Annotated in this window: 19 protein-coding genes; 17 read left to right on the top strand and 2 right to left on the bottom strand. The window is 48.3% G+C overall.

Annotation, left to right across the window (positions count from 1 at the left end; all coding sequences use genetic code 11):
- The first annotated feature begins 67 nt into the window (after window positions 1-67).
- From OXH18_RS14685 to OXH18_RS14715, 7 genes are all read left to right on the top strand, one after another.
- Window positions 68-880 (top strand): HesA/MoeB/ThiF family protein, encoded by an 813-nt coding sequence (locus tag OXH18_RS14685; protein ID WP_268607844.1) that lies wholly within the window; start codon window positions 68-70, stop codon window positions 878-880.
- A 313-nt stretch (window positions 881-1,193) separates the two neighbouring features.
- A complete protein-coding gene (locus tag OXH18_RS14690) occupies window positions 1,194-1,562 on the top strand; it encodes a HesB/IscA family protein (RefSeq protein ID WP_268607845.1) in 369 nt (122 codons plus the stop codon).
- 57 nt (window positions 1,563-1,619) lie between these two features.
- Window positions 1,620-1,919 carry a 2Fe-2S iron-sulfur cluster-binding protein gene (locus OXH18_RS14695; protein WP_268607846.1) on the top strand — a complete coding sequence of 100 codons (300 nt, stop codon included), beginning with the start codon at window positions 1,620-1,622 and terminating at the stop codon, window positions 1,917-1,919.
- Between the two features lie 41 nt (window positions 1,920-1,960).
- The gene (locus tag OXH18_RS14700) at window positions 1,961-2,215 is read left to right on the top strand and encodes a ferrous iron transport protein A (RefSeq protein ID WP_268607847.1); all 255 of its coding nucleotides are present in this window, start codon (window positions 1,961-1,963) and stop codon (window positions 2,213-2,215) included.
- 13 nt (window positions 2,216-2,228) lie between these two features.
- The gene (fdxB, locus tag OXH18_RS14705; RefSeq protein WP_268607848.1) at window positions 2,229-2,525 is read left to right on the top strand and encodes a ferredoxin III, nif-specific; all 297 of its coding nucleotides are present in this window, start codon (window positions 2,229-2,231) and stop codon (window positions 2,523-2,525) included.
- A 141-nt stretch (window positions 2,526-2,666) separates the two neighbouring features.
- Entirely contained in the window at window positions 2,667-3,284 is a 618-nt protein-coding gene (locus tag OXH18_RS14710; protein WP_268607849.1) for a class I SAM-dependent methyltransferase, read from the top strand.
- Window positions 3,285-3,616: 332 nt separating this feature from the next.
- Window positions 3,617-5,233, top strand: coding sequence for a helix-turn-helix domain-containing protein (locus OXH18_RS14715; RefSeq protein ID WP_268607851.1), 1,617 nt, complete (start codon window positions 3,617-3,619; stop codon window positions 5,231-5,233).
- Here OXH18_RS14715 and OXH18_RS14720 read toward each other — a convergent pair.
- Both OXH18_RS14720 and OXH18_RS14725 read right to left on the bottom strand, forming a co-directional pair.
- The gene (locus OXH18_RS14720; RefSeq protein ID WP_268607852.1) at window positions 5,225-6,388 is read right to left on the bottom strand and encodes an MFS transporter; all 1,164 of its coding nucleotides are present in this window, start codon (window positions 6,386-6,388) and stop codon (window positions 5,225-5,227) included. The genes OXH18_RS14715 and OXH18_RS14720 overlap by 9 nt on opposite strands.
- A 180-nt stretch (window positions 6,389-6,568) precedes the next feature.
- A complete protein-coding gene (locus OXH18_RS14725; protein WP_268607853.1) occupies window positions 6,569-6,778 on the bottom strand; it encodes a TOBE domain-containing protein in 210 nt (69 codons plus the stop codon).
- Window positions 6,779-6,940: 162 nt separating this feature from the next.
- On the opposite strand from OXH18_RS14725, the gene modA reads away from it, so the two are divergent.
- The 10 genes from modA to OXH18_RS14775 all read left to right on the top strand — a co-directional run bounded on the left by modA (window position 6,941) and on the right by OXH18_RS14775 (window position 21,865).
- A complete protein-coding gene (modA, locus tag OXH18_RS14730; RefSeq protein ID WP_268607854.1) occupies window positions 6,941-7,756 on the top strand; it encodes a molybdate ABC transporter substrate-binding protein in 816 nt (271 codons plus the stop codon).
- Between the two features lie 41 nt (window positions 7,757-7,797).
- Window positions 7,798-8,547 (top strand): molybdate ABC transporter permease subunit, encoded by a 750-nt coding sequence (modB, locus tag OXH18_RS14735; protein WP_268607855.1) that lies wholly within the window; start codon window positions 7,798-7,800, stop codon window positions 8,545-8,547.
- A gap of 322 nt (window positions 8,548-8,869) precedes the next feature.
- Complete coding sequence (locus tag OXH18_RS14740) at window positions 8,870-9,946, top strand: sulfate/molybdate ABC transporter ATP-binding protein (protein WP_268607856.1); 1,077 nt, start codon at window positions 8,870-8,872, stop codon at window positions 9,944-9,946.
- A gap of 467 nt (window positions 9,947-10,413) precedes the next feature.
- Window positions 10,414-11,634, top strand: a complete 1,221-nt coding sequence (locus tag OXH18_RS14745; protein WP_268607857.1) for an efflux RND transporter periplasmic adaptor subunit — start codon at window positions 10,414-10,416, stop codon at window positions 11,632-11,634.
- 159 nt (window positions 11,635-11,793) lie between these two features.
- Window positions 11,794-15,201, top strand: coding sequence for an efflux RND transporter permease subunit (locus OXH18_RS14750; RefSeq protein ID WP_268607858.1), 3,408 nt, complete (start codon window positions 11,794-11,796; stop codon window positions 15,199-15,201).
- A gap of 151 nt (window positions 15,202-15,352) precedes the next feature.
- Window positions 15,353-15,556: a DUF751 family protein gene (locus tag OXH18_RS14755; protein ID WP_268607859.1), complete on the top strand. Its 204-nt coding sequence runs from the start codon at window positions 15,353-15,355 to the stop codon at window positions 15,554-15,556.
- 214 nt (window positions 15,557-15,770) lie between these two features.
- Entirely contained in the window at window positions 15,771-16,151 is a 381-nt protein-coding gene (gene rbfA, locus OXH18_RS14760; RefSeq protein WP_268607860.1) for a 30S ribosome-binding factor RbfA, read from the top strand.
- Between the two features lie 219 nt (window positions 16,152-16,370).
- Window positions 16,371-17,996 (top strand): glycoside hydrolase family 3 N-terminal domain-containing protein, encoded by a 1,626-nt coding sequence (locus tag OXH18_RS14765; RefSeq protein ID WP_268607861.1) that lies wholly within the window; start codon window positions 16,371-16,373, stop codon window positions 17,994-17,996.
- Window positions 17,997-18,259: 263 nt separating this feature from the next.
- Window positions 18,260-18,853 carry a chemotaxis protein CheC gene (locus tag OXH18_RS14770; protein WP_268607862.1) on the top strand — a complete coding sequence of 198 codons (594 nt, stop codon included), beginning with the start codon at window positions 18,260-18,262 and terminating at the stop codon, window positions 18,851-18,853.
- A gap of 6 nt (window positions 18,854-18,859) precedes the next feature.
- Window positions 18,860-21,865: a sensor histidine kinase gene (locus OXH18_RS14775; RefSeq protein WP_268607863.1), complete on the top strand. Its 3,006-nt coding sequence runs from the start codon at window positions 18,860-18,862 to the stop codon at window positions 21,863-21,865.
- Window positions 21,866-22,008 lie beyond the last annotated feature (143 nt).

Consider the following 22,008-nt stretch of genomic DNA (forward strand, 5'->3'; position numbering starts at 1 on the left):
GAGATTTTTCTCATTCCCATCTTTGTTCAACCTATCTGTCAACTAACTTATTCACTAGAGAATAGCTATGTTCAATCTGACTCCTACGGAATTGGAACGCTATCGTCGCCAAATCATGCTTCCTGGCTTTGGAGAAGAGTCACAGCAACGACTGAAGGCAGCTAGGGTCTTAGTGACAGGGGTCGGTGGTTTAGGAGGTACGGCGGCGCTCTATTTAGCAGTGGCTGGTATTGGCAAATTGATTCTAGTACGAGGCGGTGAATTGCGGTTAGACGACATGAATCGTCAGATTTTGATGACCCATAATTGGGTAGGAAAGCCACGAGTGTTTCAAGCAATGGAGACACTTCGAGCAATCAATCCAGATGTTGAAATTGAAGCTATTTGCGAATATGTTACTTCTGAGAATGTCGATCGTCTTGTTCAATCCGTTGATATCGCACTTGATTGTGCCCACAACTTCGCCGAACGTGATCGACTCAACGCTGCCTGTGTTCGTTGGAAAAAGCCGATGGTAGAAGCAGCAATGAACAATATGGAGGCATATCTAACAACAATTGTTCCTGGACAGACCCCCTGCTTGTCCTGCATCTTTCCTGAGAAACCAGAATGGAACCGACGCGGATTTGGCGTGATTGGAGCCGTATCTGGCACATTAGCCTGTCTGACCGCTCTAGAAGCGATCAAACTCCTTACAGGGATTGGTCAACCTCTGCTGTCCCAACTGTTAACGATGGATCTCAACCAACTTGAATTTGCAAAACGGCGTCCTTATCACGATCCCAATTGTCCAGTATGCGGCAGAGTTAGTCAAGAGAGCGAGCGATCTGCTCCAAAACAGAAGAATCCTAGAGCAAATGCTCTGACGTTTACTAAGTAACTAAAAAAACATGATGGTTTCTCTGTTGATGTTGGGATTGACGCTTGTCTCGGTTCAACTGACAAATTGGGTTAAGGGTGAAATTGAGAAGATTATTCTTGCTCTGTGTGGGCTGTTTTTTCTGCTAGCATTCCTAGTTTCTATTTTCTGGTTTCTTCAGGCTTTGATTGTTATCGCTCTTTTCACGTTACCAATCTACTGCCAAAAGCAGTACCAAATGTTTCTCTGTCCTCGACTTTGTCTGTTGCGATCGCAGTGTTCAAGTCGGAAATAATGAACTACAAACAACTCATCAAATTATCCGGGAGATGATATGACAATTATCCTGACCGAAGTTGCAGAATTGCGTTTGCGTACTTTCCTTCAAGCTACTGGCAAAAGTGAAAATCTGGCTCAAGGAATACGAATTTCTGTAGAAGATGGCGGATGTAGTGGCTATCAGTATGCACTTAATCTCGTCTATGTTCCGAAACCAGGAGACTTACAGGTACAGCAGGGTAGAGTGAGTGTGTATGTTGATCCTGACAGCGCTCCTTTGTTAGATGGGGTTGTAGTTGATTACGTTGAAGGACTAACACAAAGCGGCTTCAAGTTTACCAATCCCAATGCAACAGATACCTGTGGATGTGGACAATCGTTTCGGACTGGAGATTGCACTCCCACAGGCGTTCCATGCAGTTAATCAAGCTCAAAATCTTCGCCTACCTACTCTCTATTTCGTCTAGTCAAGGTGATGAAAATGACAACCTATCAAGTTCGTTTAATGAACAAAAAACGTAATATTGATATTACTATTCCTGTCAATGATAATGTTACCGTTCTGGAGGCGGCCGAAAATAGCGGATTGGATCTACCTTTTTCTTGCCATTCTGGCTCATGTTCCAGTTGTGTTGGTAAGCTCGTCGAAGGAGAAATTGATCAATCAGAGCAAGTATTCTTAGATAACGAGCAAGTTGCAAAAGGTTTTATCCTGCTTTGTGTATCGTATCCCCGATCGGACTGTACGATTCGAACCCATCAAGAAGCTTACTTAGTTTAAGGCTAATGCAAATGCTACCACTACGATATTAGGAGAAAGAGATGTTCAATCGAGAGTTTTCTATTTCTGGTTCTTCGTTAAAGTTACTTAAGCTTGGAGAGCGAGGGGTTGTTTCTCGGTTGAACAATGTCAACGATCGCATCACGCAGAAATTAAGCGCAATGGGAATTTTCCCTGGTGTATCTATTAGTCTAGAGCAACGGTTCCCGCGCTTTATTATCAAGGTAGGATGCGATCGATTTGCCCTCAGTCAAGACTTAATTCAGGCAATTTATATTCGCATTCTCGATAGCTAAAAGGAGAACCCATATGGCCGTTTTAACAGGCTCAACCTTTGGACAAAAAACCTGGACTCCTCAATTTGTACAGGCAATCAATCATGCTAAATGTCTGGGGTGCGGTCGGTGTTTTAAGGTTTGTGGACGCAACGTATTACATCTGCAAGCCATGAATGATGAAGGAGAGTTTGTGGAAGATGAAGATGAAGATGAAATTGAGCGAAAAGTCATGACAATTGTTCATCAAGAAAACTGCATTGGATGTCAAGCATGTTCCCGCATTTGTCCTAAAAATTGCTACACTCATATCCCACTAGCTTTGAATTAAGCTTTGAAGAAGATTGATATGCTGATATCTTTGTCCCTTCATCCTCTACCTCCTTCTCTCAGATAGGGTGAAGGGAAGTCGAAACAACTGAGGGATTTAGGGTGAGGGCAGTGCGCGTTTTGTTAGTCAATCAGGATCAATATGACACATCCTATTGTTGGTCACAGATGGACGGATTATTATAATGCAGTTGCCGGACGTCCCCCTCGTGAAACACTACTGGTAGCATTGGCCGAATTTGAGATGGAACAGGAACCTACCTCTCCCCGCTTTGCCATAGATCTTGGTTGTGGAGACGGACGTGATACGATCGAATTACTTAGACGAGGATGGCGCGTCTTGGGAATCGATGCAGAAGCGCAGGCGATCGCCCGCCTCCGCAACCGTTCTGGTATTTACCACGAGCAATTAGAAACTCGCATAGAACGCTTTGAACAACTAACCTTTCCTCAAAACGTTGATCTAGTAAATGCCAGCTTTTGCTTACAATTTTGCCCACCTGAAGATTTCCCAAGCCTTTGGCAGGCAATCGTAATGGCAATTCGTCCAGGAGGTCGTTTTTGTGGACATTTGATTGGCGATCGCGATTCGTGGGCATCATTCCCGCATCTCAATCATCATCGTTGTGATCAAGTTACAGATTTACTTGTGCCCTTTGTGGTGGAATGGTTGAAAGAAGAAGAACACCCCGGCAAGACAGCTTTGGGCACAGAAAAATACTGGCATCTTTTTCACATTGTTGCGCGAAAAAATTCTTGAACGTTGTGTAGTTCCGGTAATAGCTTGGACAATTTCCCTGATGTGTCGCCTTTCCAGCCTTTGATTTATTGAAGGCTGGTTTTTTATTAAGAAAATTCATACTCAATAACGCTTTGGTTAAGAAAATTAAGAAAATATTGTTTCGCTCAATCCGAACAAAAAAGGATCTGGGTCTTCGTTAAGACTGTGACTAGTTAAGGTTATCAGCATGTTTCTAAAGCTAGATTGGTAGCTCTAAGTTTATAAAATTGACTCCTTAAAACAAGAACGATTGTCCGCAAAAGCTAGCAAAGAGTAGATGTTACTAGGATCAACTCAAGGTTGAGCAAGCTATGCCATACGCCATCACTAATCGCTGTATTCAATGTGATACATGTCTTCCGCTGTGCCCAACAGGGGCGATCGCTGTGATGGATGATCGTGAGTTTTGGATTAATCCAACTCTCTGTAATAATTGCGACGGTTACTATTCTCAACCACAGTGTGCTCTGGTTTGTCCAGTTGATTCTCCGATCCCATTCCAAGCAAAGAAAGGCAGATGCAAAGTCAACGAACAAATCGCTACAAGCCCCGATCTATTTGCCAATGGAAAAACTAACGTTTTTGCCTCTGCTATTGTTGTGTGGGAACTCTGTAACATTTTGGCGCAACGCCGATCGCTTCCCTGGCAAGTCGATGCAAAGGGGCAGTTGTATTACCAGCGTCAAGTTAATCAAGGACGTGGTTTAGTTACCTTTCATGTAACGGATGCGCTTGATTCTCCTCATCCTCCTCTGTTAAGAGCTACCGATGCCTTGGCCACGATCGATACCTTTGATATTCGCGCTGCTTGTCTACATCTAATTTATGCGGCCTACGCTTCCTCATTAGAGAGACCGTGGGAGCAAGAATTTGTGATTAACGATCGCCAAATCGAAGAATATTTAGGGTTGGACAAACGAAAAGATTTGAGCAAAACAGCCAAGCTTGCTTTGATCAAAACCCTAGTACAACAGCCCTGCAACCTCACAGTGAGTCTAGACTGGAATCAGCAGGGAAAAGTAAAAGGATTTTCTTCAGATGCCACGCATTTATGGCATTTGCTCAATATTCAACATCACTTTCAACCGGATCAGCGGGGATATAAGCACCTGACTGGTCTCACATTTAGACTGAAGGCAGGAATCTGGGCGAGTTATTTTTTGAATCGAACTGGTTATAAAACTCATACAGCCTTTTATCAATATGGAACCTTACCAAAATCGCTCTTGACAACAGTAATGAGTATTTGGCAACAACACGAAGGAGCAGCCAGAATCTTATTGTGGCTATTATTTAAGACTAAGATGGGACACGAACAACGCCTAACTATTCCTACTCTGATGCGAATTGCCTATGGTGAACCCAAATTAACTCAAGTGTCTTCCCAGGTAGAAGGGCGAAAGCGACTACTCCGTACCTTTGAAAGTGATTTGGAAGTACTCAATGAGTATGGCATTAAGCCAGTCTTTGATCCCGTTACTTATCCAACTGAGATTCAACCGCTGTGGGCTAAACTTGCGGAACTGCCGGACGATGCGGAAGCGGCATTGGAGTTTTGGACCAAGGATGGCAGCAGTGACTGTCGGTTAACGGATGCGGCTCCCAGAGGCAAATGGAATCGAGTCATCAATGCGCGTCTGCTCCATTTTCAACTACCCAATGATTGGCAGAAACCCATCTCTAAGAAACCGAAAACGAAACATCATCGACAATCTCATCAGCAAGTACCGTTTGCTTCGCATTCCACCCTTTCTGGGCAACAAATTCTTGCAGCGCGACAGAAGCTTCAGCTTAGCCAACGGGCACTGGCCCTTCGGATAGGGAAAAGTCAAAGCTGGGTGCGAGATGTAGAACGGGGACGATTTCGACCCGCTTCACAAGACCAAGCGCTTTTGCGCCAAGTTTTGATGATTGAAACGCTAGACTGATCTGATATTGGCTCGAATGCTCCACAAGACGGGAATGGCAGCGAGTTGGATCACTATTGAGAAACTCACCAACATGACTAGGGAGCGATCGTACAATATCCCCATCAACGCACTACCCAAAAACCAGGACAGGCCATAGCCAGTATTGAAAATCCCATAGGCCGATCCACGCCGCTCTGGTGGCACCATAGCCGCAACCACTGCCTTCAAAATGGATTCCTGTGCTCCCATACCAATGCCCCACAAAATCATGCCCACTAGCGCGGCACCAGTCCCACCCCAAAAAATCACCGGGGCAAACCCCAGAGACAGCACAACTGCCAAAATCAACGTGGCAATTCCAATTCGGTCAAACCAGTAACCAAAGATCAGAGCGGCGATCGCATCCACCCCCATTGCCAGTGCATACAGCAGCGGAATCTGAGTTGGCTGACTCAGTCCGGACTGTTGTAGGTGAAAAGCAATCAAGGGAAAGTCTACAAACCCAGCGGCAATCAAGGACACAGCAAACAGGTAAAGCCAGAAACGGCGCGGCAGTCCTTCTCCATGCAGATCTTGAGTCAGGGGTTCAAACTCACGCGGGTTCGGATAAATTTTTTGACCCACAAGCAACACTATCAGTCCCAGAAGGGCTGGAATCACAAGAACTGCAAAACTCGCTTGATAACTTCCCCAAACGGCTAAAACAACGGTCACTATCAACGGCCCCGAAACAGCCCCAATCTGATCCATCGCCTCATGAAGTCCAAAGCCAAACCCTTTGCCGACCCGGATAGCAGCATGGGACAGCAGCACATCTCTGGGTGGAGTCCGAATGGCTTTGCCTGTGCGTTCAGCAATCATCAGCCCTGCCAGTATCTCCCAACGTCCTGCTAGGGCCATTAGCGGAACAACCGCAGTATTAATCACATAGCCTAAGGTCGTGATGCGCCAATATTGGCGAGTGCGATCGCTCAAATAGCCCGTAATTAGCCGTAAGCCATAGCCAATTAGCTCTCCTAACCCCGCCGTTAAGCCAACCACTGTCCCACTGGCTCCCAAAACTGCCAGATAGGCCCCTGTGATGCTGCGTGCTCCCTCATAGGTAGCATCGGCACAAAGGCTGACAATTCCTAATAACACAACAAATCGGAGGGCTGCACGAGATTTAGCCATTAATAATCCTGGTTATTTTTACTGCTGACCTTGCTGAACGCAGAGATGAATTGCCCTCATCCCCAACCCTTCTCCCTAGAAGGAAGGAGAGCCGGATCGAGTTCTTCGCGCCTGGGTAAGGAATTTAGGTGAGAGCGGTAAACGTGACAGGCTCTCGATCGCAACTCTATCCACATGGAATCAATCCGTTGCAATCATGACATCTGACGCTTTCACAACAGCATAGACCTCTTTGCCCTCTGCCAGTCCTAGTCTCTCGGCTGAAGATTTAGTGATCACTGCCACAATTTCAATCCCCGGAGCCACTTCAACCGTCACTTCTGCATTCACAGCCCCAATCACTAGCGCTTTAACGTTACCCTTCAGAGCATTCCGTGCACTAACTTCCATTATTTGAGAACCTTCCTTGTTATGAACAAGCCAATTTCTAATCATTTGCTAACTCAGCTAAAAAATTTTGATGTTCAAGCTACAGAATATTGAGTAAGCATATTGGCATAGTGTTAATAATACTTGCCTAAAGCGTTGAGTTTGCCAAGGAGTTGTCAGGAGATGATCAAAAAGCGAAGGTGGTTTTGGGGGCTGGTTTTGGTGGGGCTGTTGACCACATGCAGCGTGGCTACAGTAGAGCGATCGTCTTCATCGTCTGGGACTTCCACGGCTGAGCCAATCACCTTAACAGTTTCTGCGGCGGCTGATCTGAATTACGTGTTTCCAGAGATCGGCAAACTGTGGGAGCAGGAAACGGGGCATCGGGTGACGTTTAACTTGGGTTCTACAGGGCAACTCGCGCAGCAAATCGAACGCGGTGCGCCAGTGGATTTGTTTGCGGCAGCTAATAAGAAATTCGTTGAGGATTTAGACGAAAAGGGGTTGGTGCATTCAGACACCAAGGAACTATATGGTGTGGGACGACTTACCTTGTGGCAACCGGAAGAGGGCACTCACGAAATTCAGGACATTAACGACTTGATGAAACCCGAAATCAAACGGGTGGCGATCGCCAATCCCGATCATGCCCCCTATGGCGTGGCAGCACGGGAGGCGTTGCAATCGGCAGGCATTTGGGAAGACATTCAACCAAAACTAATTCTGGGTGAAAACATTAAGCAAACTCAGCAGTATGCCCAAACTGGCAATGTGGATGTGGCGATCGCGGCACTCTCGATCAGTGTGGAGAAGCCTGGAAAATGGGTGCTGGTCCCTGAGGAACTCCACAATCCTTTAGAACAAATGCTAGCAGTTCCCCAAAGCGCCCTCCATCCAGAGGAAGCAAAACAGTTTGCTGCTTTTATTAATGGTGAGAAAGGAAGACCCCTCATGCGGAAGTATGGTTTTGTCCTGCCGGGAGAGGAGCCGGTGTCATAGGGCAAATGCCAATAGGAAAAGGATAAAAGGGAAACAAGCAAATGATTTGGGAACCAGCGCTTTTGTCATTGCAGGTCACAATTGTTGCCAGCATTTTGATTCTCGTCTTTGGTTTGAGTCTCGGAATTTTTCTAGCAAGAACACAATTTCTGGGACAGGTTTTTGTTTCCACTCTGCTCAACTTGCCGCTAGTTTTACCTCCCAGTGTGGTGGGCTATTTTTTACTCTTGGTGCTAGGTCGGGGTAGTCCGATCAAGGAATGGTTAGGTATTGATTTGCTATTTACTTGGCAAGCAGGCGCGATCGCCTCGGCTGTGGTAGCGTTACCTCTGATGGTGGAATCGACTAGAGCCGCGATCGCCAACGTTAACCCAGAACTGGAAGCGGCTGCACGTACATTGGGATCAACTGAGTGGGAAGTGTTACAGCGAATTACGATTCCCATCGCATATCGAGGCATCCTAGCAGGATTCGGACTAGGGGTGGCTCGCGGACTGGGAGAGTTTGGCGCGACACTGATGGTGGCAGGCAGCATCCCTGGACGCACTCAAACCCTTCCGTTAGCCATCTACGATGCTGTACAAATGCAGCGCTACGGACTCGCCAATGTCATGGTGCTGATTATGACCACGATCGCTTTTGTGCTGCTGTGGTGGGTCAGGCTGTTGGAACGGCAAAAAGCAAAAGGAAGAATAGAAAAGTTAAAGGAAAGAAGGCAAAAGGCAAAAGGGATACAGGATAGGTGGGAGAGGGCATTTGAATTTGCTGTGCGGATTATTAAAGCCTACTAGGTTTTGGGTGAGCAACCTGGAGCCAATCTCTCAACATGGGAGAAGGATTGAGGGTGAGGGCTACAATGAGGGCTAAAACTGTTGGCATGTCCAGGGAGTTCAACGTTTTCACACAACTGTCCAAAGGGATGCTCAAAGAAGCACGAGAAACTCATTATTGACTGAAACTATTAAGCGCCGCAGAAACAAGTGCCACAACAATTCTCCCGAAGCTGGTCTTAAATTTTTAAAAACCAAATCAGCAGAAATTACAAGAAATATAAAAAGTATCGGTGCAATCATCATCTCAAAAAATAAATATTTCTTTTTCTTTTTGCGTTAAATGCTTATCGTCGATATTCACAAACAGCTTCCCCAGTATGACCTAGAAGTCAGCTTTACCGTTGAAGGAGAAACCTTGGGATTGTTGGGCAGTTCTGGTTCCGGCAAAAGCATGACGTTGCGTTGTATTGCCGGAATTGAAACTCCGACTCAGGGAACGATCGTGTTGAACGATCGCATCTTGTACGATTCTCACAAAGGAATTAACTTGCCCAGTCGCGATCGCAAAGTCGGTTTTTTGTTTCAACACTATGCCCTGTTTCCTCATCTAACTGTTGCTCAAAATATTGCCTATGGGTTAAGAGGTTTGTCGAAACATGCCACCCACCGACAAGTCATCGAGCAACTGGAGCGGGTACAGTTATTGGGATTTGGCGATCGCTATCCGCATCAACTCTCCGGAGGGCAACAACAGCGAGTTGCTCTGGCTAGAGCATTAGCCACCCAACCCGATGTGCTGTTATTGGATGAACCCTTTTCCGCCCTGGATACCCATCTCCGGAATGAACTGGAAAAGCAACTGATCAAAACCCTCTCTAGCTATCAGGGACTGACGCTTTTCGTCAGCCACAACTTGGAAGAAGCCTATCGCGTTTGCCAAAAATTACTGGTACTCGATCAGGGAAAAGTGGCAGCGGCAGGAGATAAACAATCAATTTTCGATCGTCCTAGTACGCTCGCTGTTGCGCAACTAACAGGCTGCAAGAACTACTCTCGCATTCAGCCGATCGATCGCCATACTCTTCACGCTCTGGATTGGAACTGCACACTGCAAACCGCGGATTTCATCTCCCCTTCACACACTCACATTGGCATTCGCGCTCATCAAATTACCTTTTTGGATGCTTCTCAACATCTCCCTGATCAGACCAATACATTCCCTGCCTGGGTGGTTTGGACGAGCGAAACCCCTCACCGAATGACCATCTATCTGAAACTGGGAGAGTCGCCGATCGATACCGATGATTATTCCCTGCAAGCAGAAGTGTTCAAAGAAAAGTGGGAGCAACTAAAAGACCGGCCAATGCCCTGGTTTGTCAGTTTAGACCGATCACGACTGCTCCTGCTCTGCCAATGAAAACCCAGAGGCAATTGATAGCTGACTGATTGATAGCCGACTGGAAGTCATATACCAGTGACAATATTGCCCACTTCGTTCCTACCTGAGATTGCAGACCCTAGCCGCTTTACTTAGTCCCTTCGTGAAGCAGTCTGACAGCCGTACGGAGGCATGCTAGTTTTAAGACAAAATGAATGAGTGCCTTGAACTCCTTCCAGAGGATGATTACTTTGCTGCAAAATAATTGGTATCTCTTAAGAGAGAGGATTAACAAAACTAAATAATTCTCATCAAATTCTCATGATTGTTTCATTCACCTGCCTCTACGATACCTACAGCAAAGAACAAAGGGTTGTAGCGTTCGTAGCGCCAAGCTGATTGTATGGAATTGGCATTAGACGTGTTTTGTTTGTTCCGTTTGCTCCTTTCACTCTCATAGAAACGTGCTTAAATTAACCGCTATCTCTGTTGCAGTGGGACTCCTCTTGACTACTACAGGGTGTAACCTGCTGCCCAGTCAAGAAGCCCAAGCTCAGTCAGACGCTTCTGCTCAAGGTGAACGGGGTGCAGCGGCTGTGGAAACAGCGATCGCCGAGACGGGAACTCTGTCCGACCCAATTGAATACACTGGCACAACCGGGCCAGTGCGCCGAGTCTCTTTACGCTCCCAAGTCGAAGGGCGGTTGTTAAACCTGAATGCAGATGTGGGCGATCCAGTTTCTCAGGGACAACCCCTCGCTCAGTTAGACAATCGCCTCTTGACTGCTGCACTGAACCAGTCTGAAGCGGAACTGGCTGCTCTTCGATCGGAGGTCGTCCAAGCGGAAGCGGAAGTCAGCGATGCTGAGTCTCGCGTTGCCCAGGCGCAAGCAGAATTGCAGCAAGCTCAAATTGAGGCCGATCGGCTTCAGGGACTAGCAGCAGAAGGTGTGATCTCTCAACAAGAAGCTGAACGAGGGCGAACAGTTGCCATAACTGCCGAACAAGCGGTTCGTTCAGCACAGGAGCAGGTACGAACTCGCCAGCAGGCGGTCGTAGCGGCTCGGGGACGGGTAGAAGCACAGCGAGCCGTGGTAGCCGAGGAGTTAGAGCGGCGTCAGTTCAGTTCACTCACGGCTCCGATCGATGGCGTAGTTTTAGAGCGAGTGACAGAACCGGGAAATTTGGTGCAACCAGGTGATGAAGTGCTCTCGCTGGGAGATTTCAGTGCTATCAAGGTAATAGTACAGGTTTCCGAACTGGAATTGGCGACAATCCAAACTGGGCAAGCTGTGCAGGTTCGTCTGGATGCATTTCCCAACCAAACCTTTGAAGGGCGAGTGTCCCGCATTTCTCCGGCGGCTGATCCAACAGCGCGGCTGGTTCCAGTCGAAATTACGATGCCCAATCCGACAGGACAAGTAGGTAGTGGCTTGCTTGCCAGAGTTACTTTTCAATCAATGCAAGCGCAGCCTATTATTGTGCCAGAATCGGCGTTGACCACGGCTGAAGAAGAGAAGGCATCGACTCTATTTGTGGTGGAAACTCAAGACGGGGCGGCAACGGTTTTAGCTCGTTCGGTGCAGATTGGCGATCGCGCCAACGGTCAGGTTGAAGTTCGCGCTGGGCTGCAACCTGGAGAGACTTATGTGGTGCGGAGTAGTGCCCCACTTGAGGATGGACAATCGGTGCGGCTGAGTATTCTATCTGAAACAGCACCGCAATGACACTGCCATAGCCAAGGTATAGCGATGTGACGTGTTATCTTAGCGCTCCACCTTGGTGAATCTCACCTTTGTCATGTCTAACTTTCAGCAATTCAGACTGTTAGCCATTTCACCTGTGCACGATGTTTGGATGACCACTGCTAGAGGGACGTTAAAACCATGACCCAATCCGGAATGAGTGTGAGTTCCGTCGCCATTCGTCGGCATATTGGCACACTGATGTTGACGCTGACTGCGATCGTCTTAGGCGTCTTTTTCTTAGTAAGGCTGCCAGTTGATTTGCTACCCTCAATTACCTATCCCCGCATTGGTGTACGCTTGGCTGCTCCGGGGATTTCTCCGGAAGTGGCCGTCGATGAAATTACTCGTCCCCTAGAAGAAGCACTGGCTGCCACCGATGGCGTCGAGCAAGTGTACTCGCAAACTCGCGAAGGACAAGTCAGCATCGATCTGTATTTTCGACCCGGCGGCAATATTGACCAAGCACTGAATGACACGACGGCAACCTTCAACCGTGCTCGCGGCACGCTGCCGGATACGGTACAAGAACCCCGCTTGTTTAAAGTTGATCCGTCACAGTTACCTGTGTACGAATTTGCCCTGACCTCATCGCAGTTACAGGGAGTCGATCTACGAGTCTTTGCCGATGAAGAGTTGGCACGAGAATTGACGGTTGTACCCGGTGTGGCCAATGTGGATGTGTCGGGTGGGGTACGGGAAGAAGTGCAAGTCAACCTAGACTTGAATCGCTTGCAGGCGCTTGGAGTGGGCTTAACTGACGTCTTGAATGAGTTAACCGATCGCAATCAGGATGTATCGGGTGGGCGAATCAGTGGTGGCAGCAGCGAAGCCCTAACTCGCACAGTGGGTCGGTTTCAAGATGCCGAAGAAATTCGCAATTTGTCGTTTGAAGTCAACAGTCCCGCTTCAAGTCAGGCGTCGAATTCAGACAGCAGTGCTGCTGCGCGATCGTTGCAGTCTACCGCGCCGCGCCGAGTCTACTTGCGAGATTTTGCTGAAGTGGTGGATGGCACAGAAGACGAACGCGTGTTTGTGTCGCTGAATGGTCAACCTGCCGTCAAAGTCAGCATTCAGAAGCAGCCCGATGCCAATACCGTCACTGTCGTCGAAGGTGTCAAACAGCGGCTGGCAACTCTACAGTCCTCTGGATTAATTCCAGAAGACGTGTCGTTTATTACGACATTAGATGAGTCACGATTTATTCAAAATTCCATTCGAAATGTGGCGACGGCTGGGTTAATTGGTGCGGGGCTAGCAGCCATTTCGGTGCTGTTATTTTTGGGTTCGTTGCGGCAAACGCTGATTGTGGTAGTGGCCATTCCTCTGGCTACGCTGCTGGCCATTCTCTTAATGGGATTGTTTGGACTCTCGCTGAATGTATTTAGCTTGGGCGGGTTGGCCTTGGGGGTCGGAATTGTCGTAGACAATTCGATCGTCATGCTGGAGTCAATCGTCATGGGCGTCAATGAAGTACGACTCCGCCATCTTCATCAGAACAACGACCAGAATAATAGCCGAAATAACGGTCAAAATAACAGTCAAAATAACAGTCAAACCAGTAGTAATGGTAACGGGCATCATCCTACACCTGCTAATCACGATCATCATCCCGATCGCGCACACTTTAATCAGTCATCTTCTCAAGCCATCATTGGAGTTGCAGAACAAAGTAGTCAACAACTAGAATCGGCGCTGCTGGCTTCTACTACTACTAATCTCGTTGCCGTTCTCCCGTTTTTATTGATTGGTGGATTCGTCTCGCTGTTGTTTAATGAACTCATTCTCACCATCAGTTTTGCGGTTGCGGCTTCCTTGGTGGTTGCCCTAACAGTGGTGCCCATGTTTACCTCCCGACTGTTAGCGGTGCGCTGGTCAAGTGGCATTGGCAACTTTTGGCCGCTGCGGCAATTTCGGCTACGGTTACAAGGTCTCACCCGGCACTATCAACGGCTGTTACGTTGGGTGTTGCGGCGTCGGATTTGGGTTATTGCCTTAGTGTTAGTCGTGTTTGGCGGTGGTAGTTTCTTGATGGTTGGAAATATTCCCCAGGAAATTCTACCCAGCATTAACACAGGGCAGGCGCGGCTGTTTGCCCAATTTCCCCCCGGAACACCACTGCAAGACAATCGCAAGGTGATGCAGGCGATCGATCAACTGCTGCTGGAGCAACCCGAAGTAGACTATGTGTTTTCAACGGCGGGAGGGTTTCTGTTTGGCAACAACACCAGTGAAAATGCCCTGCGGGGTTCCAGCACGATTACGCTGAAGTCTGGCACGGATGTCCAAGCATTTACCGATCGCATGAACGGCGAGTTTAATCGCTTGAACCTTGTTAATACTCGCCTCCGGTTGACACCCGAATCTGTGCGGGGCCTAATTCTCAACAACTCTCCAATTCGCGGCGCAGAAGTAGATGTCGCGTTGCAAGGACCGGATGAACGGACTCTGAGGCAGGCAGGTGCCCAGGTGTTGGCTGCCCTCGATGAGCAGGCCACGTTGGCGCGCTATCGTCCTGATGCCGATCAACCCCAACCGGAAGTGCAAATTCGCCCCGATTGGGAACGAACCGCTGCCTTGGGGCTAACGGCTCAACAGATTGGCGATACGATTCAAACGGCGATCGAAGGCGACGTTCCCACCCAGCTACAGCGCGGCGATCGATTGGTGGATGTACGAGTGCAACTACGGCAAAATACGATCAAACAACCAGGGCAACTGCGCCAGTTGCCTTTGTTCACCCGCAATAATCAGCTTGTGCGTTTGGGAGATGTGGCGACAATCGAACTTGGGCAAGCACCAGGTGAAATTCAACGCATTAATCAGCGACAGGTCTATCTGATTGCGGGCAATTTATCAGATGGAGCCAGCCTAGGGGCCGCCTTGGAAGAAATGAACCGTATTGTCAATAGCATTGATTTTCCAGAAGGCGTTAGTTTACTGCCCAGTTCCAGTGCCGAAAGTAATCGCCAAATTCAGTCTTCCTTGGGGACGCTAGGCGGGTTAGCAGCTTTTCTAGTGTTTGTCGTCATGGCGGTGCAATATAATTCACTGATCGATCCGTTGGTAATCATGGTGACGGTCCCCTTTGCCCTTGCGGGTGGCATTTTGGGTCTATTTATTACCCAAACGGCGATTGGGGCAACGGTGATTGTGGGGGCAGTGCTGCTGGTGGGAATTGTGGTGAACAATGCCATCATCATGGTAGAGCTAGCCAACCAAATTCGATCGCAACACCAAGTTGATCACGCTACAGCAATCTTGCGCGCCGCACCCGAACGCCTGCAACCCATTCTCATGACCACCATTACGACCGTCCTGGGCATGTTTCCGTTGGCGCTTGGACTGGGCGAAGGCTCAGAATTTCTTCAGCCGCTGGGTGTTGTGGTTTTTTCTGGACTGTCGTTGGCGACGCTACTGACACTGTTTATCATTCCCTGCTTCTACACGCTGTTCCATGATCCTCGCTTGCCCCGACTAGTGAAACGCATGTCGAAGGAACCGCAAAAACTGCTGCGATCGAAACCCAAACAGAAAACCAACGTATAGGACCTAACCGGATACTGACAAAATCTGTGGATCGTCTTCCTTGGCGATACAGGGAAGGCTTTGGCTTTCTCGTAAAATGGAACAGGATACGACTAGCAATCACCTTTAACCACAAGAAAATTTTTATTACCACAAACATTTCTGGAGACTTATGCAAGAGTTTTTTGAAAACGTTTCTCGTTATCCCCGGTATCTCATTAGCTTCATTCTGGGAACCTTGTTGGTTGCCTTCAGCCCACTGTTGCCACTGTTTAAACGCCCGGTTACGGCTGTGGCTGCGATCGGATTTCTGATCGCTGGCTTTGCATTCATTGCCTTTACCTTGCGAGCGATGTTGGCTCTTGATGCCGTGTGAGTCGGAAGTCGGGAAGAGGGAATCGTCGGGAATGGAGTCGGAAGTCGGAAGGTTGATAAGGGGTGAATTTGGCAATTGACGGACTTCTGAGGTATTTCTAAAGAGAGTCACCAACCAATTGCCAATAGGACAGAATAGAATGATGAAGCAAGTTGCGTCACCTGATTGTGACAGGTAGTGGCTTGGATGAGTTGCATTGAGTTGGAGGAGTTTTATGGCTACCGATCGGCGAGTTGCCCGTGTTGCGGAACTGATCAAACGGGAGGTCAGCCAACTCCTGTTTTCTGGAATTAAAGATGAGCGTGTAGGCTTAGGCATGGTCAGTGTTACGGATGTAGACGTTTCGGGCGATCTGCAACATGCCAAAATCTTTGTTAGCATCTATGGCGATGACGCCACTAGGGCTGAAACGATGGCAGGCTTGAAGTCGGCCACGGGTTATGTCCGCAGTGAATTGGGGCAGCGCATTCGTCTCCGCCGTACCCCAGAAATCATCTTCCTGGAAGATCGATCGATCGAACGGGGAACCCGCGTTTTGTCGCTAATTAATCAACTGAGCCAAGAACGCAAACCCGACGAAGATGAGGTAGAATAGTGCTTCCGTCTTAAGCGAGAAAATAGAACTTGTGCGGGTAAAGGTAATAGGTAATCGACGAGCGAACAATCATCGAATAATAGAAAACGATCGATTCGTGACTCACACCCATTCCCAATTACCAATTACCGCTCCTTCCCAATTCCTATTCCCCAACCTCTAAACACGGCCTTGCTTCCTGACTGGTCAACCCTTCCCCTAGCTCAACAAGTTGCTCAGATGGTCGTTGTTCGCGCCTCTGGGCATTTGTTTGATCAGCAGATTGAGTATCCCATTTGGGAGCCGCCTGCCGAGGTTTTGCAACGCTGGGTGCAGGAGTTGGGGGTGGGTGGGGTGATATTGTTAGGAGGCAGCACCGTCGAGGTGAAGTGGCGTACCCAGCAGCTTCAAGCATGGGCCACAGTGCCGCTATTGATTGCGGCTGATATTGAAGAAGGCGTGGGACAACGGTTTGCTGGAGCAACGTGGTTTCCGCCACCATTGGCACTGAATGCAATCGCTCCGGTCAATTTCGATCGGGCTAGTCAATACGCTGAACGCATGGGAGCCGCGATCGCCCAGGAAGCTCTGGCGATTGGGATTAACTGGGTACTGGCCCCGGTGGTAGATGTCAATAATAATCCGGCGAATCCGGTAATTAACGTACGGGCGTTTGGCGAGACAGCCGCCACCGTTAGTCAGCTAACTACCGCATTTATTCGGGGAGCACAGCCCTATCCGGTCTTGACCACCGCTAAGCACTTTCCGGGGCACGGTGACACAGCGATCGATTCGCATTTAGAAATGCCTATCTTGCCGCATTCCCGATCCCGCTTAGCCAAACTAGAATGGGTGCCGTTTCAGGCAGCCATCGCAGCAGGGGTAGACGCCATCATTACCGCTCATGTGCAATTACCTGCCCTAGATGATACTTATCCGGCAACGTTCTCTTCTGCAATTTTGACGGAAGAATTGCGGCAAATGCTCGGCTTTGAGGGGTTGATTGTCACCGATGCGTTGATGATGGGCGCGATCGCCAACCGCTATGGCACTACCGAAGCTCCAATCCTAGCCGTCGAAGCCGGAGCAGATATTGTGCTGATGCCAGTCGATCCTGCTGCTGCAATCGCAGCTATCTGTCAGGCCGTGACCTCTGGGCGCATTCCTCTGTCCCGAATTCATGCTTCCCTAGCACGCATTTGGCGATCGAAACAAGCTGTCTGCTCGCCGCCGATTATAGAAAATGCAGCATCTGCCATTCACCCGCTGATTGAATCATTGACCCCTAAAGCCGAAGCGATCGCCACGGCGACGGCGATTGTCCGAGAGTCGTTGCAGGTACATCAGCCACTCGATCGAATCCATCCCTTGCAGGCTAGCATGTCAGAGGCGAGCCGACCGAGTCGAAATCTGATTCTGGTAGATGATGCCCTCAATAGCGCTTTTCTAGCTAAACAGGTTCCAGCCATCACCTATCCGAAGCATTGCGGATATGAATTACAACTGGTCGATTGCCACACTCCTTCTTTCCATCCCTCTATGTTGCCGGTGGAGCAACTGACGCAACCTACCTTACTGCAACTGTTTGTGCGCGGCACACCCTTTCGAGGAACATCGGAACTGATTCAGCTTGCCTACAGTTGGGTGCAAACGCTGGTGCAACGTGATAGCCTGCAAGCACTAGTCATGTATGGTAGTCCCTATGTCTTGGAATCATTGGTGTCATTGTTGCCAGCTAACATTCCCTATGTGTTCAGCTATGGTCAAATGCCGCTAGCACAATCGATTGCCCTAGAGACTTTATTCGCAATTTCTCCAATGTCATCGTCGGACAAGCAAACCAGCGATCGTAGATTTACGGATTAAAGTTCAAAGAATTCTATCCGTATCTGTAGATTTTCAATATCTGATAGCAATTCCTCAAGGCAATTGCTATACAAGCATTAGGGATGATTTCAATTTGTATGCGGCGTTAGTTGTTTGTCCAAATGTGGAACTCTAAGCGTATAAACGGATAGTCCGGTGTCGCTTCATCTCTAAATTCAGTAACTTTTCTGACTTCGAGTGGAGTTTGCCGATGCCTTCATTCAACTTCGACTTAAACTTCAACGTCTAAACAATCGTCTTACATGAGTATCACCAGCAGCCAGTTGGATGGATTACAAGCACTGGTCAATCTTGGTGTGAGTCAGTCCGCTAGCGTTTTAAATGACATCCTGGGAACTCCGATCGGATTGCAAGTGCCAGCGGTGCAAGTGCTTTCGCTGGCAGAAACCCATCAAGAATTAGATTATCGAATTGGCAAAATTGTGGTTTCAGCCATGCGTTTATCTTTCAGCGGACTTTTGGGCGGAAGTGCCTTATTAATCTTTTCGATCGACAATGCAGCACAGTTGGTGGCTGTTTTAATGGGCGAAGAAACCGATCTGCCAGATTTAGACGCTGTGAAGCGTGGCACCCTGACCGAAGTCAGCAATATTATTCTCAATGGCGTGCTTGGTGAAATTAATCGAGTTCTGCACCAGTCCCTACGCTATACCCTGCCATTTTATCTAGAAGCAACCGTTCGAGATTTACTCAATGCCGAACTAGACGACGAAACTTCTGTGCTGCTGGCTCAAACGTGCTTAAATTGCGCCCCCCTACAAATGGTAGGCAACTTGATTCTGGTGTTGACCGTTCAATCGCTCAACACTCTGTTACTGGCATTAGATCTAGCGTGAACACCTATGGATGAGCTATTTGTTCCGAGAGGACAGACCGTGATTGCTCTGCAAAAACAATTGAATCTCCTAGATCACATCCCAGTAGGAGCCTGTGTAGTTCGACGAGACGGTACAGTGTTGTTTTGGAATGCTTGTTTAGAAAACTGGACGCACATCTCCAGAGCGCAAATTGTAGGTCGCAAGCTCGATCACTATTTTCCTCATCTTAGCCAACCCAAATACACGCGCCGGTTCCAAGAAACCTTTGATGGTGGCTTCACCATTATTTTCTCGGCACAATTACATCCTCATCTAATGCCTTGTCAATGTGCCAACGGACAGTTGCGCGTGCAGCATACCATCGTCACAGCAATTCCAGCCGCCAGTGGTATTGGGTTTGATGCGTTAATGTCCATTCAAGATGTCAGCGATTTGACTCAGCAAATTCAAAATTACAAACAAATTCAAGCCCGCGCTTGGACGGAGGTAAAACAGCGCCAATCGATCGAAGAACAGTTGCGCACCGATCGCGATTTATTGAATACGATTTTGAATAACAGTGCGGCTGCGATCATCATGACCACGACGGAGGGCGCAATCGTGTTCGCTAATCGGCGGGGCGAGGACATTCTGCGGTTGCTGAAATCTGGTGTACCGGGGCAAGCTTATAGCCCCCCTCAGTGGCAAGTGACAGATTTTGCAGGCAATCGTCTGTCCGAGGAACCGCTACCCGTTGCGCAGGTGATGGCGGCTGGCAAGGCGGTGTTTGATCTGCAACGCTGCTGGGAATGGGCAGATGGCACGCGCTGTTTCTTATCGATTAATGCGGCTCCCCTTTGGCATAACCAACCGGATGATCAGATTACCCATCTGGTTTTTTCCATTAGCGATATCACGCTGCAACAGCACGCTGCCATTGAATTACAACATCGCTATGACAAGGATCGCTTAGTTGATCAAATTGCCCTACACATTCGTCAATCGCTAAACCTGCGCGACATTTTGCAAACCACGGTGTCAGAAATTCGCACATTTTTGGGAGCCGATCGGGTCTTAATTTACCGTCTCGACTCTACAGAGGGACATGGGCGAGTGGTGGCTGAAGCGTGCCATCCCGATTTTCCATCGCTGTTGGAATGGTCACGCCGATCGGACTTTATGGCAGCGAATGACGATGATTTCGCTTGGCTAGACCCGTATCGCCATCCTGTCATTCAAGCAATTGATGACATTCAGCAATCAGGGCTGAATCCCAATTACATCAATCTGTTACAACGCTTTAGCGTCAAAGCTAGATTGGCGATTCCAGTCTTCCTCAGTCGAGATATTTTGCCGAGCCATGGCCGTTCAAAACAAGATCTGACTTCTACCTTATGGGGATGGGTGATTGTGCATCAATGCCAAGATATACGACATTGGCAATCTAGAGAAATTGAATTGCTGCAACGTCTAGAGAATCAACTAGCTGTCGCGATCCATCAATCTGAATTGCTTCAGCAAGTGCATCATCTCAACATCAACTTAGAACGACAGGTTCATGCTCGCACTCTAGAACTACAGCAAGCGCTGACACTGGAAGCAACGCTAAAACGCATTACAGACAAAGTCCGAGATTCGCTAGATGAAAATCAAATTTTGCAGTCGGTCGTACGAGAACTGGGCGAAGCCCTGGAGGTTCACTATTGCAATACAACCCTCTATGGATCAAATTCAACAACACCCAACCTGCCCGGCATTCATTCTAACCGATGCATTGCTACTAACGTTAGTATTCAACATCAATACAGCAGCCCCAATATTCCTCGATCTAGTGAGTATAATCATCAGCTACAGGTTGAGGAGTTGTTTAACATTTATGACCAGTTGTTTCGGGGGCAACCTGTGGTGTTTTGTCAACTGGCTGTGCGATCGCCAGCTATTTCCCAATCGTTGCATGATTATCCCCATTTATCAGCCATCTTGGCGTGCCCAATTGTAGATGATCAAGGCGTACTCGGAGATTTGTGGCTCTTTCGAGTTTCGGCTTCCAGCTTCAGCGATCGAGAAATTCGGCTCGTACAACAGGTTGCTAACCAGTGTGCGATTGCCATTCGGCAGGCTCAGCTTTACAAACGTTCGGAACAAAAAGTGGAAGAACTAGCGCAGTTAAATCACCTCAAGGATGATTTCTTAAACACCATTTCCCATGAATTGCGTACACCGATTGTTAGTATTCGCATGACACTCCAAACATTGGAAATATTATTCAAGCGATCGGATGGACTACAAGATTTGAAGCAAGCACATCACTATTTCCATATCTTGGAAGACGAATGTAAACGAGAAGTTAACTTGATTGATAATTTACTCGATTTAACCCGCATGGAGGCAGGAACAGAACCGCTTGTCTACACGTCAGTCAATCCCAAGAACTGGATTCCGCACGTAGCCGAAGGGTTTGAGCGAAGAATGCAATTGCAGCAACAACATCTCCAGTTCAATTTACCGGATGATTTACCAACGTTAGTCACCGATTTAACCATCTTGGAACGAATTCTAACTGAATTGTTGAATAATGCTTACAAATACACTCCAGCTGGAGAAACAATTACGATCGCCGCGCAAGTTGAAGCAGAACGTTTCCCCGGCCAACACCAAGACAAGCGGGGCTGCCGGGCCCAGTTACCGAACCAATGGAATCACGAGAATGGGATGCCTGGTCATTTCTCTACCAGTCTGTCTGCCAATTTGACTGACCCGTCTCGCCCTACCGCCAAACTAGCGTTTGTTACGCCGACTCTGCCACAGTTCCGCATCAGCATCACTAACACAGGAATCGAGATTCCACGGGCAGATCTCGATCGGGTGTTCGACAAATTCTACCGCGTGCCCGGTATTGACGCGCGACAGACAGGAGGCACTGGACTGGGGTTAGCATTGGTCAAACGAATGGTGGAATATCTAGGAGGCAGAATTTGGGCAGAAAGCGAACAGAATTACACGCGCTTTGTGTTGGAACTAGCCCTCGTTGGTGAGTCAGGACAACCTTGACCACAGATAGCGAATCCTGCTCTGGGAAAGAAATTTAGGGTGAGGGCGGAAACCTTGGGTCAGTCAATCAGGATCGAGATCTCGAACCCCGCTCAAAAAGCAGTTGACCAGAACACTTCATTGAAACTAATGGGGTGTATTCT

The sequence above is a fragment of the Thermocoleostomius sinensis A174 genome (genome assembly GCF_026802175.1).
Taxonomy (GTDB): Bacteria; Cyanobacteriota; Cyanobacteriia; order Elainellales; family Elainellaceae; genus Thermocoleostomius; species Thermocoleostomius sinensis.

Excerpts from the sequence above, each read along its gene's own strand:
- OXH18_RS14685 (WP_268607844.1), top strand. The coding sequence starts at position 68 with ATGTTCAATCTGACTCCTACGGAATTGGAACGCTATCGTCGCCAAATC.
- OXH18_RS14690 (WP_268607845.1), top strand. The coding sequence starts at position 1,194 with ATGACAATTATCCTGACCGAAGTTGCAGAATTGCGTTTGCGTACTTTC.
- OXH18_RS14695 (WP_268607846.1), top strand. The coding sequence starts at position 1,620 with ATGACAACCTATCAAGTTCGTTTAATGAACAAAAAACGTAATATTGAT.
- OXH18_RS14700 (WP_268607847.1), top strand. The coding sequence starts at position 1,961 with ATGTTCAATCGAGAGTTTTCTATTTCTGGTTCTTCGTTAAAGTTACTT.
- fdxB (WP_268607848.1), top strand. The coding sequence starts at position 2,229 with ATGGCCGTTTTAACAGGCTCAACCTTTGGACAAAAAACCTGGACTCCT.
- OXH18_RS14710 (WP_268607849.1), top strand. The coding sequence starts at position 2,667 with ATGACACATCCTATTGTTGGTCACAGATGGACGGATTATTATAATGCA.
- OXH18_RS14715 (WP_268607851.1), top strand. The coding sequence starts at position 3,617 with ATGCCATACGCCATCACTAATCGCTGTATTCAATGTGATACATGTCTT.
- OXH18_RS14720 (WP_268607852.1), bottom strand. The coding sequence starts at position 6,388 with ATGGCTAAATCTCGTGCAGCCCTCCGATTTGTTGTGTTATTAGGAATT.
- OXH18_RS14725 (WP_268607853.1), bottom strand. The coding sequence starts at position 6,778 with ATGGAAGTTAGTGCACGGAATGCTCTGAAGGGTAACGTTAAAGCGCTA.
- modA (WP_268607854.1), top strand. The coding sequence starts at position 6,941 with ATGATCAAAAAGCGAAGGTGGTTTTGGGGGCTGGTTTTGGTGGGGCTG.
- modB (WP_268607855.1), top strand. The coding sequence starts at position 7,798 with ATGATTTGGGAACCAGCGCTTTTGTCATTGCAGGTCACAATTGTTGCC.
- OXH18_RS14740 (WP_268607856.1), top strand. The coding sequence starts at position 8,870 with ATGCTTATCGTCGATATTCACAAACAGCTTCCCCAGTATGACCTAGAA.
- OXH18_RS14750 (WP_268607858.1), top strand. The coding sequence starts at position 11,794 with ATGACCCAATCCGGAATGAGTGTGAGTTCCGTCGCCATTCGTCGGCAT.
- OXH18_RS14755 (WP_268607859.1), top strand. The coding sequence starts at position 15,353 with ATGCAAGAGTTTTTTGAAAACGTTTCTCGTTATCCCCGGTATCTCATT.
- rbfA (WP_268607860.1), top strand. The coding sequence starts at position 15,771 with ATGGCTACCGATCGGCGAGTTGCCCGTGTTGCGGAACTGATCAAACGG.
- OXH18_RS14765 (WP_268607861.1), top strand. The coding sequence starts at position 16,371 with ATGGTCGTTGTTCGCGCCTCTGGGCATTTGTTTGATCAGCAGATTGAG.
- OXH18_RS14770 (WP_268607862.1), top strand. The coding sequence starts at position 18,260 with ATGAGTATCACCAGCAGCCAGTTGGATGGATTACAAGCACTGGTCAAT.
- OXH18_RS14775 (WP_268607863.1), top strand. The coding sequence starts at position 18,860 with ATGGATGAGCTATTTGTTCCGAGAGGACAGACCGTGATTGCTCTGCAA.